20 protein-coding genes and 1 riboswitch are annotated in these 16,116 nt (G+C 47.7%); of the genes, 14 read left to right on the top strand and 6 right to left on the bottom strand.

Going from position 1 to position 16,116, the window contains the following annotated elements; translation table 11 throughout:
• Positions 1 to 25 precede the first annotated feature (25 nt).
• A complete protein-coding gene (locus R7V76_RS01635; protein WP_318091043.1) occupies positions 26 to 301 on the bottom strand; it encodes a DUF3055 domain-containing protein in 276 nt (91 codons plus the stop codon).
• 36 nt (positions 302 to 337) lie between these two features.
• Positions 338 to 1,318 (bottom strand): class II fructose-bisphosphatase, encoded by a 981-nt coding sequence (gene glpX / locus R7V76_RS01630; RefSeq protein WP_012371193.1) that lies wholly within the window; start codon positions 1,316 to 1,318, stop codon positions 338 to 340.
• 154 nt (positions 1,319 to 1,472) lie between these two features.
• Between glpX and R7V76_RS01625 the strand changes: the two genes are divergently transcribed.
• A complete protein-coding gene (locus R7V76_RS01625) occupies positions 1,473 to 1,916 on the top strand; it encodes a DUF86 domain-containing protein (RefSeq protein WP_318091042.1) in 444 nt (147 codons plus the stop codon).
• Positions 1,917 to 1,922: 6 nt separating this feature from the next.
• Positions 1,923 to 2,687: a TIGR01457 family HAD-type hydrolase gene (locus R7V76_RS01620; protein WP_318091041.1), complete on the top strand. Its 765-nt coding sequence runs from the start codon at positions 1,923 to 1,925 to the stop codon at positions 2,685 to 2,687.
• Positions 2,688 to 2,732: 45 nt separating this feature from the next.
• Here the strand turns inward: R7V76_RS01620 and R7V76_RS01615 are convergent, their stop codons facing one another.
• Complete coding sequence (locus R7V76_RS01615; protein ID WP_012371190.1) at positions 2,733 to 2,960, bottom strand: NifU family protein; 228 nt, start codon at positions 2,958 to 2,960, stop codon at positions 2,733 to 2,735.
• Between the two features lie 110 nt (positions 2,961 to 3,070).
• Between R7V76_RS01615 and R7V76_RS01610 the strand changes: the two genes are divergently transcribed.
• Entirely contained in the window at positions 3,071 to 3,376 is a 306-nt protein-coding gene (locus R7V76_RS01610; RefSeq protein WP_318091040.1) for a DUF1462 family protein, read from the top strand.
• Positions 3,377 to 3,391: 15 nt separating this feature from the next.
• Here R7V76_RS01610 and R7V76_RS01605 read toward each other — a convergent pair whose 3' ends face one another.
• The gene (locus R7V76_RS01605; protein WP_318091039.1) at positions 3,392 to 4,444 is read right to left on the bottom strand and encodes an NAD(P)/FAD-dependent oxidoreductase; all 1,053 of its coding nucleotides are present in this window, start codon (positions 4,442 to 4,444) and stop codon (positions 3,392 to 3,394) included.
• 92 nt (positions 4,445 to 4,536) lie between these two features.
• On the opposite strand from R7V76_RS01605, the gene R7V76_RS01600 reads away from it, so the two are divergent.
• On the top strand, positions 4,537 to 4,770 hold the full coding sequence (locus tag R7V76_RS01600; RefSeq protein WP_114595170.1) for a YuzB family protein: 234 nt from the start codon (positions 4,537 to 4,539) through the stop codon (positions 4,768 to 4,770).
• Between the two features lie 64 nt (positions 4,771 to 4,834).
• Here the strand turns inward: R7V76_RS01600 and R7V76_RS01595 are convergent, their stop codons facing one another.
• A complete protein-coding gene (locus tag R7V76_RS01595; protein ID WP_318091038.1) occupies positions 4,835 to 5,401 on the bottom strand; it encodes an ECF transporter S component in 567 nt (188 codons plus the stop codon).
• Positions 5,402 to 5,556: 155 nt separating this feature from the next.
• A riboswitch (FMN riboswitch) is annotated at positions 5,557 to 5,697 on the bottom strand.
• Positions 5,698 to 5,814: 117 nt separating this feature from the next.
• Here R7V76_RS01595 and R7V76_RS01590 point away from each other — a divergent pair.
• The 5 genes from R7V76_RS01590 to R7V76_RS01570 all read left to right on the top strand — a co-directional run bounded on the left by R7V76_RS01590 (position 5,815) and on the right by R7V76_RS01570 (position 8,180).
• Positions 5,815 to 6,165: a HesB/IscA family protein gene (locus R7V76_RS01590; RefSeq protein WP_012371185.1), complete on the top strand. Its 351-nt coding sequence runs from the start codon at positions 5,815 to 5,817 to the stop codon at positions 6,163 to 6,165.
• 133 nt (positions 6,166 to 6,298) lie between these two features.
• Complete coding sequence (locus tag R7V76_RS01585; RefSeq protein ID WP_318091037.1) at positions 6,299 to 7,165, top strand: NAD-dependent epimerase/dehydratase family protein; 867 nt, start codon at positions 6,299 to 6,301, stop codon at positions 7,163 to 7,165.
• On the top strand, positions 7,162 to 7,665 hold the full coding sequence (locus R7V76_RS01580; protein WP_318091036.1) for a GNAT family N-acetyltransferase: 504 nt from the start codon (positions 7,162 to 7,164) through the stop codon (positions 7,663 to 7,665). Before R7V76_RS01585 ends, R7V76_RS01580 begins: the two co-directional genes overlap by 4 nt.
• A complete protein-coding gene (locus R7V76_RS01575) occupies positions 7,662 to 7,832 on the top strand; it encodes a hypothetical protein (protein ID WP_318091035.1) in 171 nt (56 codons plus the stop codon). Before R7V76_RS01580 ends, R7V76_RS01575 begins: the two co-directional genes overlap by 4 nt.
• Positions 7,833 to 7,844: 12 nt before the next feature.
• Positions 7,845 to 8,180 carry a GNAT family N-acetyltransferase gene (locus R7V76_RS01570; protein WP_318091034.1) on the top strand — a complete coding sequence of 112 codons (336 nt, stop codon included), beginning with the start codon at positions 7,845 to 7,847 and terminating at the stop codon, positions 8,178 to 8,180.
• A gap of 61 nt (positions 8,181 to 8,241) precedes the next feature.
• Here the strand turns inward: R7V76_RS01570 and R7V76_RS01565 are convergent, their stop codons facing one another.
• A complete protein-coding gene (locus R7V76_RS01565) occupies positions 8,242 to 9,237 on the bottom strand; it encodes an NAD(P)/FAD-dependent oxidoreductase (protein ID WP_012371181.1) in 996 nt (331 codons plus the stop codon).
• A 241-nt stretch (positions 9,238 to 9,478) separates the two neighbouring features.
• Between R7V76_RS01565 and R7V76_RS01560 the strand changes: the two genes are divergently transcribed.
• From R7V76_RS01560 to ptsG (R7V76_RS01540), 5 genes are all read left to right on the top strand, one after another.
• Positions 9,479 to 10,690, top strand: a complete 1,212-nt coding sequence (locus R7V76_RS01560) for an NAD(P)/FAD-dependent oxidoreductase (RefSeq protein ID WP_214852971.1) — start codon at positions 9,479 to 9,481, stop codon at positions 10,688 to 10,690.
• An 81-nt stretch (positions 10,691 to 10,771) separates the two neighbouring features.
• Complete coding sequence (locus R7V76_RS01555) at positions 10,772 to 11,089, top strand: YuiB family protein (protein WP_318091033.1); 318 nt, start codon at positions 10,772 to 10,774, stop codon at positions 11,087 to 11,089.
• Positions 11,090 to 11,190: 101 nt separating this feature from the next.
• Positions 11,191 to 12,048: a glucose PTS transporter transcription antiterminator GlcT gene (gene glcT, locus R7V76_RS01550; protein ID WP_012371178.1), complete on the top strand. Its 858-nt coding sequence runs from the start codon at positions 11,191 to 11,193 to the stop codon at positions 12,046 to 12,048.
• A gap of 220 nt (positions 12,049 to 12,268) precedes the next feature.
• The gene (ptsG, locus tag R7V76_RS01545; RefSeq protein ID WP_214766145.1) at positions 12,269 to 13,792 is read left to right on the top strand and encodes a glucose-specific PTS transporter subunit IIBC; all 1,524 of its coding nucleotides are present in this window, start codon (positions 12,269 to 12,271) and stop codon (positions 13,790 to 13,792) included.
• A gap of 132 nt (positions 13,793 to 13,924) precedes the next feature.
• Complete coding sequence (gene ptsG, locus R7V76_RS01540; RefSeq protein WP_318091032.1) at positions 13,925 to 16,030, top strand: glucose-specific PTS transporter subunit IIBC; 2,106 nt, start codon at positions 13,925 to 13,927, stop codon at positions 16,028 to 16,030.
• Positions 16,031 to 16,116 lie beyond the last annotated feature (86 nt).

The raw sequence follows: 16,116 nt of genomic DNA, 5'->3' as shown, positions 1-16,116 counted from the left end.
TTCGGGAATTGGCTGTTTTTTTTGCTTACAATCCGATATAGTCGCGTAAGTATCCTTCAAGTTCATCCGCCGCTTCATCCTCAAGATTAAAGGCATGAGCGATATAGCCGGGTTCATCAAAGTCATCCGGACCGATGATGGCAAACCGGTTGGATAAGAGATTCAACACTAGAATCTTTCCAAAAAAATGTTCGGAATGAGTGATTGCTAAATCAAACCGGCTCGTCTCACCAATCCAGCAAACGAATCGGGTTTTTGTCTGTTCGACGTCATCATATAAAAAATCGCGTTCTTGCATCATCTGTCAGTTCCCTCATTTCCTTCATCTCTGCTTAGATTAAAGGGTTTGGGGAACCTTTTGCAAGTACGGTTTACGTGACAGGCTGTGTTCAGCGATGACTTTCCGGATCGTCCGTGTTTTAGAACGCATGACGAGCGATGTCGTCTCGACGATATCATCCGTCAGGAAACGGACGCCGTCGAGCATCTCACCTGTCGTCACGCCGGTTGCTGCGAAGATGCAGTCGTCACTTTTAATCAAGTCATCGAGTGTCAACAATTGCAGCGGATCCGCAAGCCCCATCCGGATGACGCGTGCTGTTTCTTCCTCGTTCATTGGGTGCAGACGGGCCTGCATGTCGCCGCCCATTGCTTTGACGGCAGCTGCCGTAATGACGCCTTCCGGTGCTCCACCTGTTCCAATGAAGATATCGATGCCCGTTGATGGGGAGAGCGGGGCGATTCCGGCTGATACATCGCCGTCTTCAAACAGACGGACACGTGCGCCGACACGCATTGCCGCTTCCCGGAAGTGATCATGGCGCGGACGGTCCTGCATGATGACCGTGACGTCTTCAATCCGTTTCTGATTCAGTTCCGCTGCTTTTTGAATGATGACTTCAAGCGGATCGTCCAGTGAGACATGTCCTTTTAAGTTTGGTCCGACTGTCAGTTTATCCATATACATATCCGGTGCGTGCAACAATGCTCCCTGGTCAGCAACCGCGATGACGACCATAGCATTGCCAAGACCTTTTGCCACGATGTTCGTTCCTTCGAGCGGATCGACGGCGATATCGACGATAGGACCGCTTGTCGTACCGACTTTTTCGCCGATGAATAACATCGGTGCTTCGTCGAGTTCGCCTTCACCGATGACGACCGTTCCCGCCATGTTGACGGTGTTCAAGACTTCGCGCATGGCTGTTGTTGCCGCATCATCGGCTTCATTTTTCTTCCCCCGGCCAATCCATTTGGCGGATGCCAGTGCAGCTGCTTCTGTTGCTCGGACGATTTCTAGTGCTAATTCGCGTTCCATCTATGAATAACCTCCAAGTCACCTAATGTGACATACTATTTTCGTAAAAATCTAAATTGAGGATAACACATTGCGCAATGTGATGCAAACAGCCTTTCTGCTTTTCATGTTTCGCCGATAGAGCTAAAATGAAGGGTGTGAGGGGGAATGGAAGATGTATTTTGTGAATCGTGAAAAGATTGAACAAACCGTGGTTTGTTTGGAAACGGCATTACGTCAAAGTAAAGAGTTAACGGGGGACGCTTTGACGGTTTCATTGGCGTGGGAACGGATTGGATTTTTGGTAATTGAAAGCATCATCGACATCGGAAACAGTATGATTGATGGTTTCATCATGCGCGATCCGGGAAGTTATGAAGATATCGTCATGATTTTAGAAGATGAGCGGGTCGTCGACGCGTCACTTGCGACGAGCTTAAAGCGGATCGTGGCACTCCGGACACAAATCGTCCGTGAATTTACGACATCAAGTACAGCGGAAATCCGCAACGTTCTGTTTGAGGAAGAAACACAATTACGTCGTTTTCCGGACGCGGTCCGACATTATTTAGAGACAGAACTCGGACCCGTCTCGGCATTTTTACCAAATGAGGAGTGAGTCAGCATGAAAGCAAAAGGCTATTTATTTGATTTAGACGGTACGATGTATAACGGGACAGAACCCGTCAAAGAAGCGGTTGATTTCGTCAACCGGTTGCAGGAAGAAGGCGTACCGTATCTGTTCGTCACGAATAATGCTTCAATGACAGCAGAAGCCGTCGCTGAGAAATTACGCGGCATGGGTGTTCACTCGAACGCAGAACATGTCTTAACCAGTGCGATGGCGACAGGTCGCTACATCGCAGAACTCGATCCGGGTGCAAAAGTCTATGCCATCGGAGAAGGCGGATTGATTGATGCGCTCGAAGGTCAGGGACTGCAGGTCATTGCAGATGAGCATGCCGATTATGTCGTCATCGGTCTTGACCGTCAGATTACGTATGAAAAGTTAGCAATCGGAGCTCTCGCGATTCGGGCCGGCGCCCGTTTTATCTCGACGAACGGAGATATTGCGATTCCGACAGAACGCGGCTTCTTGCCGGGGAACGGGGCATTGACATCCGTGTTACGCGTGACGACGGAAAAAGAACCGTTTTATATCGGGAAACCGGAACCGGTTATGGTCAATATTGCGGCTGAGATGATTGGTCTTGCGAAAGAAGATCTCATCATGGTCGGGGATAATTACCATACCGACATTTTATTCGGGATCAACGGCGGTATCCGGACGATGCATGTCAATTCCGGCGTTCATACACCGGTCTTCATTCAAGGACAGGATGCCCAACCGACCTACATGGTCGATACGTTGGCAGAATGGATTCTGTAAACAAAAAAATCCCCATTGACGGATGTCAGTGGGGATTTTACTTCATTAGAAAACTTGTTCGACTTCAACGACGCCGGCTACTTCTTCAAGCAGGGCACGTTCGATACCAGCTTTCAGTGTGATTGTTGAACTTGGGCAGCTGCCGCAAGCTCCCATCAAACGGAGTTTGACGATACCATCTTCTACATCTACGAGTTCAACGTCTCCTCCGTCACGAAGAAGGAACGGACGCAATTTTTCGAGTACTTCGTTTACTTGATCAAACATTTCCATGCGTAAACACATCCTTTCTTATAGAATCATTGTAACAGGGTTGAAAAATGTTCTCAATCTGGAAAACTTGTATACTAAAAAAGAAGTGTAACAAATAGGGGGGACAACAGATGGAAATCAAGGTATATGGGGCGGCACAGACGTGTCCGAGTTGTGTTGGGGCACCAAGTTCAGAGGAGACATACAGTTGGCTGCAGGCCGTTCTCGGACGGAAGTACGAGACGGCATTGACGTTTAAATACGTTGATTTCGAAGCAGCACCGATCGAAGACGAATGGATTACGGCTCTTCAGGACGATGTTTATTTTTATCCGCTTGTTCTGCTTGACGGTGAGATGGTCGATGAAGGGTACGTCCAATTGAAAAAAATCACGCAGGCAATTGACAGAAGACTTGAAAAAACGGCCCCGGAATGACCGGCGCCGTTTTTCTTATTTAATCTTTTTATGTTTCCAGAGCACACCGGACTTCAGAAGACGTGGAACTTTCCCCGTCAACGCCTGTTTCCCCATGACGATGCCGAAGCCGTCTGACTTTCCGAGTGATCCGAGCATCCCGCGTAACTTGATTTCCGGCAGTTTCGGTAATTTCTTGCCGGCCCATTTTGCCTGCAGGACATCGACGACCTGGTCCGCCTGATGTTCGGCGAGTTGACCGCTTGGTGCATACGGGAGACTGGCACAATCCCCGATGACGAACACATTTTCATGTTCTGGCACGTGGTGGTGTTCCGTTAGCTTGATCCGTCCGCCGCTGTCGGCTTCAAAACCAAGATCACGGACAACTTTAACCGGTTGCGTACCAGCTGTCCAAATCGTTAAGTTCGACGGATAAGCGTCATTCCCGTTTTGAACATCATCCGCCGTGACGAAAGTGACGTTCGAGTTATTGATGACTTCGACGTCATGCTCCTCGAACCACTCCTGGACGTACGTCGAAACTTTATCCGAGAGGAAGGATAGAACGGACGGTCCCCGGTCGAATAAGCGGATTTTTAAGTCTTTCCGGCTTTCGTGCAACTCGCTCGCGAGTTCGACACCGGATAATCCGGCTCCGACGATGGAGACGATCGCACCGGGTGAAAGTCCGCAAATCGCCTGTTGTGTTTTCCGTGACTCTTCGAGTGTCTGAATGCTGTAAGTAAACTCTTGTGCCCCCGGTATGTTATGGTATTTATCTTCACAACCTAAGGCGATGATCAAATCATCATAAAACAATTCCGTTCCGTCTTGCAGATGAACGGAGTTCGTCTCCGGTGAAATCTTTACGACATGTCCATACTTATATGAGAGATGTTCCCCTTCCGGAAACGCAATCCGGACATCCCGGTCCGATAACGTTCCGGCAGCAAGTGCATAGTATTCTGTTTTTAACGCGTGGTACGGTAAACGATCGACGAGCGTCACAGCGACATCTTCATCCTTGAATCGTTCACAAATCCGCATGCCACCATATCCGCCACCTAAAACAACCAGTTGCTTCATAACTTAAAATCCCCCTTAGTTCCCCTAAATCAGTCTGACCTTGTATAATACGACATGAGGAAAGATAATTCCTGCCTGAAGGAGGAAAAAAAGTGAATCCGATTATTGAATTTTGTATCAGTAACTTAGCGACAGGGACCCAAGTCGTCATGCAACAACTCGAACGGGACCCGAATGTCGATGTCGTCGAATACGGTTGTCTCGGTTATTGCGGAATCTGTTCGCTTGACCATTTCTGTCTCGTCGACGGAGAAACGGTTGTCGGCGAAACACCGGAAGAGTTGCTCGAAAAGATTTATTTAAAGATTGAAGAAAACGAGCTTTAAAAAAAATCCCCGTGTCTCAAAAGAGACCGGGGATTTGTGTCTGTCAGCGGGCGCGGCTTCGGACTTAGACAGTTTGTTGACGACGTGTCATCCATGGCTTCAGTTTCAGGAACAGCGGGATGAAGAGTGCTGAGATGAAAATCGCCTTGATGATGTTAAACGGTAAGATACCGGCTGTAATCGTCGTCCACTTGACGGCAGGGTCAAGCATGTAGTCCATACCGAAGAACCAAGCGTACGCTGGAAGAATCAAGATATAGTTGAGGATGGCAAGACCGAGTGCCATCGTGATTGTACCTGCGACAAGACCGGTTGCGAGACCTTTTGTCGATTTCTTTTTATGATAGAACCAACTGACCGGAAGAATGAAGGCAACGCCAGCTGCGAAGTTGGCAAGCTCACCGACCGGAACACCACTTCCGCGGAAGATGTAGTACAGAACGTTTTTGAGTGCTTCGACGATGACGCCGGCGACCGGTGAGAACATGATAGCGGCGATCAAAGCAGGAACATCACTGAAATCGATCTTCAAATAGTTCGGTAAAAACGGAAGCGGGAAATTCAGTAGCATAAGAACAAATGAAATTGAACCTAACATGGATAATGTGACCATTTTTTGTGTGCGTTTCATACGAGTATAATCTCCTTTTGCTCGTTCCTCTCGATGAAGTATTGGCATGTCTGCGTTCAAAATAAACCCCCATCGAAGTATTCGATAGGGGAGAAGTCCGCAGTAAACTAAGCCTGAACGATTTTTGCAAAAATCGGTTCAAGAAAGAAACATGCCGCCATCTTCTCCCATCCAGACTATACTGTCGGCTCCTGAGTTACACAGAATCAGCAAATAGCGCCCTATTCGCTCGCGGGCTTCAGGCGAATCGCCTGTTTACCGCCGGTCGGGAATTTCACCCTGCCCTGAAGATGGAACGATTTAATTTTTTTAAATACAACTTATTTATACAACGAATTCAAGATTGTTTCAAGCAACTAGGTTTCGATTCCCCTTAAAATTGCGTATACTGATAAAAAAGGGAAGGTGATGACATGATTCATTTAACAGAAGCGGCCGCACTCCAAGTCAAAGAAATGATGTTGCAGGCGCCGGACGATGAACAAAATCTGCGCATGCTCGTCCAAGGCGGCGGATGCAGTGGTCTCTCCTACGGCATGGGGTTTGACAGTGAAAAAGAGACGGACTTGACTTTTGAGCAACACGGGGTCAAAGTCATCGTTGATCAAAAAGATTATCCGGTCGTTAAAGGACTGGAAGTAGATTATAAACAATCCATGCTCGGAGGCGGATTCACGATTACGAATCCAAATGCAATCGCGACATGCGGCTGCGGGACGTCGTTCCGGACGGCTACGAATGCCGGCACACCGGGCGGCTGTTAATCAAATGACTTGTATCGCAGACGATTACCGTCTGCGATTTTTTTGTTTTCACGAGCGATTGACAGGACTTTTCAATGGAGATGGAGAAGGACTAACAGGAACGTTAGCACGCTATGATGAGGGAGGACTATCGATGCGAAAGGTACTGATTTTCGGTGGAACACGCTACTTTGGTCGACGGTTGGCATTACGGCTCGCGGAATCGGGGGATGATGTGACGATTGTCACGCGTGGGGAACATACGCCGCCTGTCGCGAAGGGCTTGACATTTTTTAAAGGGGACCGGACATCAAGCAGTACAATGAAGGATCTTGGAAGTCAAAACTGGGATATCATCTATGACAATATCTGTTTTAATCCGTACCAGGCGAAGCTTGCGGTCGATGCATTCGAAGGAAAAGTCGGGCGTTACATTCTGACGTCGACGATGTCGGTCTATGAGCAGGGCGGGACAAACATTTCCGAGCGGTCCTATAATCCGTTTCCCGGGAAATATGATCTCGAAAAAGAACATGATTACGGCGAAGGAAAACGTCAGGCGGAAAGTTATTTCTTCCAGCGGGCGACTTTCCCGGTCATTGCCGTCCGTTTCCCGGTTGTCCTCGGACCGGATGATTACACGGAGCGGCTAGTCTTTCATGTCAAACGGGCATTAGCCGATCAACCGGTCATCGCTGAAAATCTGTATGCGAAGATGGGATATATCTCGAGTTATGAAGCGGCAGCTTTCCTCGAGTGGTGCGGCCGTTCGACGATGACAGGACCAATTAATGCCGCGAGTGACGGCGTATTATCGATTCAGGACTTAATGGATAAGATTGATCACGTGGCAGGAACGACGTCACGGTTTGAGACGACAGGCGAAGAGCCGTCACCGCTTGCACCGGATCACGATTTCTATATGGATACGACGGCAGCCAAACAAGCGGGATATATCTTCCAACATGTTGATGACTGGCTTGACCGTTTGATTGAAGAGGAGGTCCGGAACCACAAATGATGCAATTGATGAAACCAACGGTCGCATGGGAAGAAGAATACCGTGCCTTTTTAGAAGACTGGCGAGAATCGGGAGAAACAATCGTACCGGAAGTTGTCGGAGATACGTACGAACCGCTCGCAACCTATTTCTCTGAGCAAGAAGCGGAGGAAACGGAAGTGAGCCCGGGACGTGTTACGCATTCAACGTACTGGATGGTCGACGGACAACGGATCGTCGGTGCGTTGAACTTCCGGCATGACTTGACGGAGAATTTGAAGTTGTACGGCGGGCATATCGGATACGGCATCCGACCGTCCGAGCGCAAAAAAGGATATGCGACGACTGGGCTTCGGCTCGCACTCGAGGAAGCACGACAGCGGGGACTCGAGCAAGTATTACTGACGTGTGGGGTCGATAATGTCGCATCGTGCCGAGTCATTGTAGCGAACGGTGGTCAGGAAATCGATCCGACTGTTCGCAATGGACGCAAGACGCGTCGCTTCATCATTTCATTATGAGGACGCCTGTTTTAATTCGCACAGCAGTGCTTGAAGACGCTGCTGCGATTGCCCGGATTCATATCGCATCCTGGCGGGAAACATATCGGACGATTATTCCGGATGCGTATCTCGATCAGTTATCTGCGGAGAAGCGGGAACCGGGTTGGCGGAAAAGTCTGGCATAAGGTCCTGTTTTCGTGGCGCTTGATCAGACAAACGAAATCGTTGGTTTTGCGAACGGTGGACCAAACAGGGGAAATGATGCGACAGAGGGGGAGCTGTACGCGCTCTATCTGTTGAAAAGCCATCAGGGGCAAGGAACCGGTAAACGGTTGTTTGATCACGTGTTGGAAAATCTCAGGCGAAAAGGTTTCCCGTCTTGCATGGTAAGCGTGCTGGCAGATAACCCGTCCCGTCATTTTTACGAACGTTTCGGCGGACGACTCGTTTCCGAACAATCCATCGAGCGTGGCGGGAAACAGCTGAGTGAGTGGACGTACCGAATTACACTCGATTCCGTATCCCACGCATAAGCTGAAAAAACAGCGTCCCTTCGATTTCCGAAATCGAGGGGACGCTGTTGTTCGTAATCACTTAATGATTTTTCACTTTTTCGAATAGACTTGTTGAGTGCTGCGGATGGCGGGCCGATGGATCAACAAGCAACTTCGCCTGGTTGACGGCAATCGGTGCTTCTCCGAAACCGGTCGCAATCAATTTGACACGACCGTCATACGTCGCGATGTCGCCGCAGGCAAATACGCCGGGAATCGCGGTTTCCATCTTCGAGTTGACACGGATGGAATTCCGTTCGAATTCGACTTCCCACTCTTTGAGCGGTCCGAGTGACGAGACGAAACCGAAGTTACAGACGACATCATCGGCACCGACGACAATCACTTCATCCGTTTCGGCATGTTTGAATGTCAACGTCTCGATACTGTCTTCTCCGGTGACGGATTCAAGGGTATAAGGTGTCATGACATTGACGGACGAGTTATGCAACAATTCGACCGTATGCTCATGGGCGCGGAATTTATCGCGTCGGTGAACGAGTGTGACGGATTTCGCGATCGGCTCGAGCATCAGCGACCAGTCGACTGCGGAATCACCACCGCCGAGCAGGACGACCTGGCGATCTTTGAAGCGGTCCATCTCGTTGACGAAGTAATGTAAGTTACTTCCTTCAAATCGTTCTGCGTCCGCGACACCGAGGGGACGGGCAGCAAATGAACCGTTCCCGGCTGTCAGGATGACGGTTTTTGTATAATGTTCCCCCTTATTCGTGACAAGACGGATCAGTCCATCATCGAGACGTTCATATGCAAGAACGGTTTCGCCGAGCACATACGTCGGATCGAATTCATTTGCCTGTTCCAGCAAACGATCGACCAGGTCCTGGGCTTTGACTTTCGGGAAGCCGGCAATATCGTATATATATTTTTCAGGATAGAGCGTCGCTAACTGTCCGCCGAGTTGCGGCAGACTTTCGATGACTTTCGTCTTCATTTGACGCATGCCTGAGTAAAACGCGGTGAACAGCCCGACCGGACCGCCCCCGATAATCGTGACATCATATGGTTGGTGCATCTGAGTCCCTCCTAAAATTGGATACCTCTATTATATAGGAAGTAGGGTTCGATGTTGCAAGTACGGGACATCTCACATTTTTTTGGGTTTGCATAATTTCCCTTTGCAATCTATGATAGAAAATGGTTCAATAAACGTATAGACGTGTGAACATTATTTGAACAAAGTTTTTGAGCATTTATCTGCAATTGAATGTGAAGAAAATCACAACAAAACTATTATGCGTAAGGGGTATCAGAACATGAACACACCAAACATTGTTATTCTTGGAGCCGGCTACGGTGGATTGATCACAGCAGTCAACCTTCAAAAGAAACTTGGCGTCGACCAAGCTAACATCACATTAATCAACAAGCACGATTACCATTACCAAACAACGTGGCTACATGAACCAGCAGCAGGTACGATGTCTGCTGAACAAGCACGTATCTATATCAACGATGTCATCAACCCTTCACGCGTCAAGCTTGTTAAAGGAATCGTCGAAAAAGTCGATACAGCAAGCAACACAGTGAAGCTCGTCGACGGTGGAACAGTCCCTTACGATTATGTCGTCGTGGCACTCGGTGGAGTTCCTGAAACATTCGGCATCAAAGGATTGAAAGAGAACGCTCTAACAATCAGTTCATTGAACAGTGTCCGTAAAATCAAAGAGCACATCGACTACTCATTCGCAGAGTACAAAACGACTGGTTCAACCAACCGTTCACTCTTGACGATCGTCGTCGGTGGCGCTGGGTTCACGGGTATCGAGTTCATGGGTGAGCTCGTCAACCGGATTCCTGAACTGTGCAAACAATATGACATCCCGCGCGAACTCGTTCGTGTCGTCAACATCGAAGCTGCACCGACTGTTCTTCCTGGATTCGATGCAGATCTCGTAAACTACGCACACAAATGGCTTGAGCGCCAAGGCATCGAGTTCAAACTCGGTAACGGCATCAAGGAATGTGGACCGGGCAGCGTTACATTCGGACCGCTCCAAGGGGATACAACAGAAACAATCGAAGCGAACACAATCATCTGGACAGGCGGCGTCAGCGGTAACCCTGTTGTTGCAGCATCTGGTTTTGAAGCAATGCGTAACCGTGTTGTCGTCGAAGAAGACCTCCGCGTTCCTGGACATGAAAATGTCTTCATGATTGGTGACTGTTCCGCTGTTATGGATCCAGCTTCAAACCGTCCATACCCGCCGACAGCACAAATCGCAACACAACAGGCACACAAAGTGGCTGAAAACATTGCAGCACTCATCGGTGGACGTCAAACATCGACATTCACATACGAAAACAAAGGAACTGTCGCTTCACTTGGTCATAAAGATGGAATCGGAATGGTCTTCGGTAAGAAGATTTATGGCCGTAATGCATCATTCATGAAAAAAGTCATCGACAACAAACATTTCCTTGAGCTTAAAAAGATTGGTCTTGCCATCAAAAAAGGTAAATTCTAAGTTCACGTTTTAGGCAAATGTACACTCGTGCATTTGCCTTTTTTGTCGGTTATACTAAAAGAGATTCAAAGGGGGAACATTATGCATATCATTCAAGCCGTGATCGGGAGTGTTCTGTATCTCGTCATGTTCTTTAGTATCGGTTTTATCTTAAACATGTTGTTACGCAGTACGTGGATCATGCTTGTCCTGTATCCGGTTATCATCATCATGATGATTGATAATCAGTCGACACTGGATTATTTCACGAATGCGCGTGAAGCGATTCCGAAACTAGGGGAACGCATCATGGGTCTGCAGACAGCAGACATCACGATGTTCGTTGCCGGTCTTGCCGGAATCATCATCGCCGGAATGTCAATTCGCTTCCTGCGTAAGAGCGGTTACCAAATGTTTTAAAGTCTACTTGAGTGAGTAGGCTTTTTTAGTATGTGAAAACACGTTATAATAAAATCAGTGTCTTTTAAAAAATGTGTAAGAGCAGATAGGGTTGAGAGCGAATGGATAAACAAATGTACCACGTTATCAAAGTCTTAAATAATAATGTCGTCATTTGTTCGACTGGTGCCAACCAGGAAGTCATTATCCTCGCAAAAGGGATTGGCTTCGGTCGGAAGCCAGGCGATCAACTAACGGATCTTGATAAATTGGAAAAAGTCTATACGTTAAAAGATAAAGACGAACAAGCGCAGTACAAAGCGCTTGTCGGACATTTGGATGAAAACTTCATCGCTTTGATGAATGAAATCGTTTCAATGATCGAAACGCGATTCGGAAAACGGGTCGACGAGCATATTCATATCGGACTGACGGATCATTTGACGTTTACGTTCAAGCGGCTCGAACAGGGAATGGAAGTCACGAATCCGTTTCTTGCGGAAACGGAAGCCTTATATCCGGAAGAGTATGCGCTCGCTGAAGAAATCGTCGAATTCATCAGTGCTGAAATGAACTTTTATTTACCTCCGGCCGAAACAGGATTCATCGCCCTTCATATTCATTCGGCGACGAACTTCAAAGATGTCCTCGAAGTCAACCGGCATCATCAATTGGTCGGATTGATTGCGAGTCATATTGAACAACGGTTACAGATTAAAATTGACCGGAAATCACTGGATTATAAGCGTTTAATTCGACACTTGCGTTCAGCGATTGAAAGGGTTTCCAATGGGGAGTACCTAGAGGCGCCAGAAAAAGTAGAAAAGCTATTGCGCGAAGAATATCCGCTGTGCTATGATACTGCTTGGGAGCTGATGTCCATCATGGAACGTCAGTTGAAGAAAGCGGTACCGCGCGGTGAGGCGACGTATCTTACGATGCATCTGCAACGCTTAGTGCAGTACGATTTAGGTAAATGACCGCACGGACTACGTGTTACTGATACGATCAGGCATGAGTGGGATGTCGGGCAAGATAATTTATTTCCGTTATTCTTTTTACGGGATAAGTGTATTTTGTCTACAATCCGCTCGTGCCTGATTTTTTTCTGTAAAAATCGGTCAGATGTCTGACTTTTTTCGACCTGTCATTGGTATTATTCCTTATTCTTAGCTCGTACATCAAAAGGAGGAAACACACATGTTCAAACAGATTTTCGCTGTTCTTCAACGTGTTGGTAAAGCGTTGATGCTTCCTGTTGCGATTTTGCCTGCTGCCGGGATCTTACTTGGATTCGGTAACGCGATGCAAAATCCGAACTTGACGTCAAAACTCGAGTTCTTAAAAAATGATGCAATCATCAAGGTTGCAAAATTGATGGAAGCAGCCGGGGATATCATCTTCGGTAACTTAGCACTCTTATTCGCGGTTGGTGTCGCGATCGGATTAGCAGGGGACGGCGCAGCCGGACTTGCAGCCATCGTCGGATTCCTGATCATGAACAAAACAATGAGCGTTTGGCTCGGCGTTACACCAGAAATGGTCGCTAACGGACAAGGGTACGCTAACGTACTCGGTATCCCGACACTTCAAACAGGAGTTTTCGGTGGTATCATCATCGGTTTAATCGCCGCCTGGGCCTACGGGAAGTATCATAATCTCGAATTGCCGCAGTTCCTCGGATTCTTCGCAGGAAAACGTTTTGTTCCAATCGTTACAGCAGTTGTTTCATTATTCGCAGGTCTTGTACTTGTTTTCGTTTGGCCGTTCGCTCAAGACGGATTGAACACATTCTCCCACTTCATGATGGAGAAAAACCCGACTCTTGCAGCATTCGTCTTTGGTCTCATTGAACGTTCATTGATTCCATTTGGTCTTCACCATATCTTCTACGCACCATTCTGGTTCGAGTTCGGTTCTTACACGAACAAAGCCGGCACAGTTGTTCACGGTGACCAAGCGATCTTCTTCGCTCAGTTGAAAGATAACGTTGCATTGACAGCTGGTACATTCATGACTGGTAAATTCCCGTTCATGATGTTCGGTCTTCCTGCAGCAGCACTTGCTATGTACCATGAAGCACGCCCAGAGCGTCGCGCAGTCGTTGGTGGTCTTCTTGGATCAGCAGCACTTACAGCTTTCTTGACAGGTATCACAGAGCCAATCGAATTCGCATTCTTGTTCGTTGCTCCGATCTTGTTTGCAGTTCACGCAGTCTTCGCAGGTCTTTCGTTCATGACAATGCAATTGTTGAACGTTAAAATCGGTATGACATTCTCAGGTGGATTGATTGACTTCCTTCTCTTCGGTGTCCTTCCAGGACGCACGCAGTGGTGGCTCGTCATCGTCGTCGGTCTTGTTCTTGCAGTTGTTTACTACGTCGGATTCCGTTTCGCAATCCGCAAGTTCAACTTGAAAACACCAGGTCGTGAAGACGAAGTACAAGAGACATCAATGGCACAAGGTTCTGAACTCGCAGCTGGTATCCTTGATGCACTCGGTTCTGAATCAAACATCAAACACCTTGACGCATGTATCACACGTCTTCGTGTTGAAGTTCTTGATAAATCAAAAGTTGATAAAAACGAATTGAAAAAATTAGGTGCGGCTGGAGTACTTGAAGTTGGTAACAACGTTCAAGCCATCTACGGACCAAAATCAGATAACATTAAATCTGAGATTCAAGCAGTCATCAACTCACGTAAACAAGAAAAATCAGTCTAATGTTTAGAAGAGCTTTCCCGAATCGGGAAAGCTCTTTTTTTGTGGAAAGAAACATCAGACAAATAGTTTTGCGCAAGAAACATTAAGGGTATGAAGTAAGTAGTTTGGTCAAAAAAAGGAGGGAAATCACTGATGTGGAAAAATGTGTTCGGTGTATTGCAACGGATCGGTAAAGCTTTGATGTTACCGGTCGCAATCCTACCGGCAGCGGGGTTGCTCCTGGCGTTTGGTACGGCGTTTCAAAACCCGAATCTGACGCAGTATCTTCCATTTCTCGAAAATGACGCACTGGTCGTCATTTGGCGGGTCATGCAGGATGCAGGGGATATCATCTTTGCCAACTTAGGATTACTGTTTGCCGTCGGGGTTGCGATTGGTCTTGCGAACGGTGAAGGGGTCGCAGGATTGGCCGCAATCGTCGGATTCTTGATTATGAACAAAGTTATCAGTTCATTTTTACAGATTACGCCTGAAAAGATTACAGAAGCACAAAAATCGAGTGATTTATCGTATGCGACCGTTTTAGGAATTCCGACCCTGCAAATGGGGGTGTTCGGAGGGATTATCGCCGGGTTGATTGCGGCGTACAGCTATAATAAATTCTTTAAGATTAAACTTCCGGATTTCCTTGGATTCTTTGCCGGTAAACGATTCGTACCGATTGCTACAGCGCTATTCAGTTTAGTCGCTGGTTTTGCCCTGTCCTATATTTGGCCACCGATCGGAACAGGGATCAATACGTTCTCGAAAACCATCATCGAATCAAACGAAACGTTATCTGCCTTCATTTTTGGATTAGTCGAACGTTCTCTCATTCCATTTGGTCTCCACCATATCTGGTATTCAAGTTTTTGGTTCCAATTCGGTGAATACACCGATAAAGCGGGCAATCTTGTCAACGGGGATCAGCGGATCTTCTTCGCCCAGTTAAAGGATGGCGTCCCGTTCACAGCAGGAACGTATATGACCGGGAAATATCCGTTCATGATGTTCGGACTTCCGGCTGCGTGTCTTGCGATGTATCATACGGTTGCGAAGGATCGCCGGAAAGCAGTTGAAGGGTTATACTTCTCAGCTGCCCTGACTTCATTTCTGACAGGGATTACGGAACCGGTTGAGTTTTCATTCGTATTCGTTGCTCCGTTACTGTTTGCAGTCCATGCTGTGTTTGCCGGATTGTCATTCATGATCATGGACATCTTAAACGTCAAGATCGGGATGACCTTCTCCGGAGGATTGATCGACTATACGCTGTTTGGTATTCTGCCGAACCGGACCTCCTGGTGGCTCGTCATTCCAGTCGGTCTCGTCTTCGCCGTCATCTATTACTTCGGTTTCCGTTTCGTCATCAAGAAATTTGATCTGAAGATTCCGGGACGCGAAGCGATTCAGGAAGGTGCGGCGACAGCCGGTGCGACAGCTGGTGAATTGCCGTATGAAATTCTCCAGGCGTTTGGCGGACCTTCAAATATCAAACATTTGGATGCCTGTATCACTCGGCTTCGGATTACCGTCAATGATAAATCCGGTGTTAATAAAGAGCGCTTGAAACAGTTGGGTGCTGCCGGTGTCCTTGAAGTCGGGGACAACGTTCAAGCGATCTTCGGTCCGAAATCGGACGGTATCAAGACTGAGATGGCAGAAATCATGAACGATCCGAATTACCAACCACCAGCCAAACCGGAAGCCGATCCGATTCCGCAGGTTCCGACAGGCGCGGAAGCACGGACGGAAAACCAGACAGATGACCGGTCCGGATTAGCCGGAACAGATGGTGCCTATGTCCCGAGCGAAGGATACGTCTCGCCACTCAGCGGTGTGATTCGTTCCCTCGATGATGTACCAGATCAAGTCTTCTCCGGACGGATGATGGGTGACGGTTATGCCATCGAACCGACGGAAGGATATGTCGTATCACCTGTTTCCGGTGAAATTACGACCTTCTTCCCAACCAAACATGCGATTGGTATCTTGGCCGATAATGGAGACGAAATTTTGATTCATATCGGTATTGATACAGTATCGCTTGAAGGAAAAGGATTTGAAGCGCTCGCGAAAGCCGGCGACCGGGTCGAACCAGGTTCACCGTTGTTGAACGTTGATCTGGAACAAATCCGACCACTGGTTCCATCATTGCTCACACCAATCATTGTCACGAACAGCGGCGACCGGAAAGTCTCCGTCGATGTTGGTAAAACCGTTGAAGCAGGTGAAAAGATTTCGTATGACATTAAATAAGAAGTGGCATGCTGAACACGACTCCGATTTTGGAGTCGTGTTTTTTGTATTCCGTGAACATTCAACGATGAGATTTTGCACATATG

The sequence above is a fragment of the Exiguobacterium artemiae genome (assembly GCF_033342815.1).
GTDB classification, from domain to species: Bacteria; Bacillota; Bacilli; order Exiguobacteriales; family Exiguobacteriaceae; genus Exiguobacterium_A; species Exiguobacterium_A artemiae_A.
The sequence above is the reverse complement of the archived record's forward strand: the minus strand, read 5'-3'. Positions and strand labels throughout refer to the sequence as shown.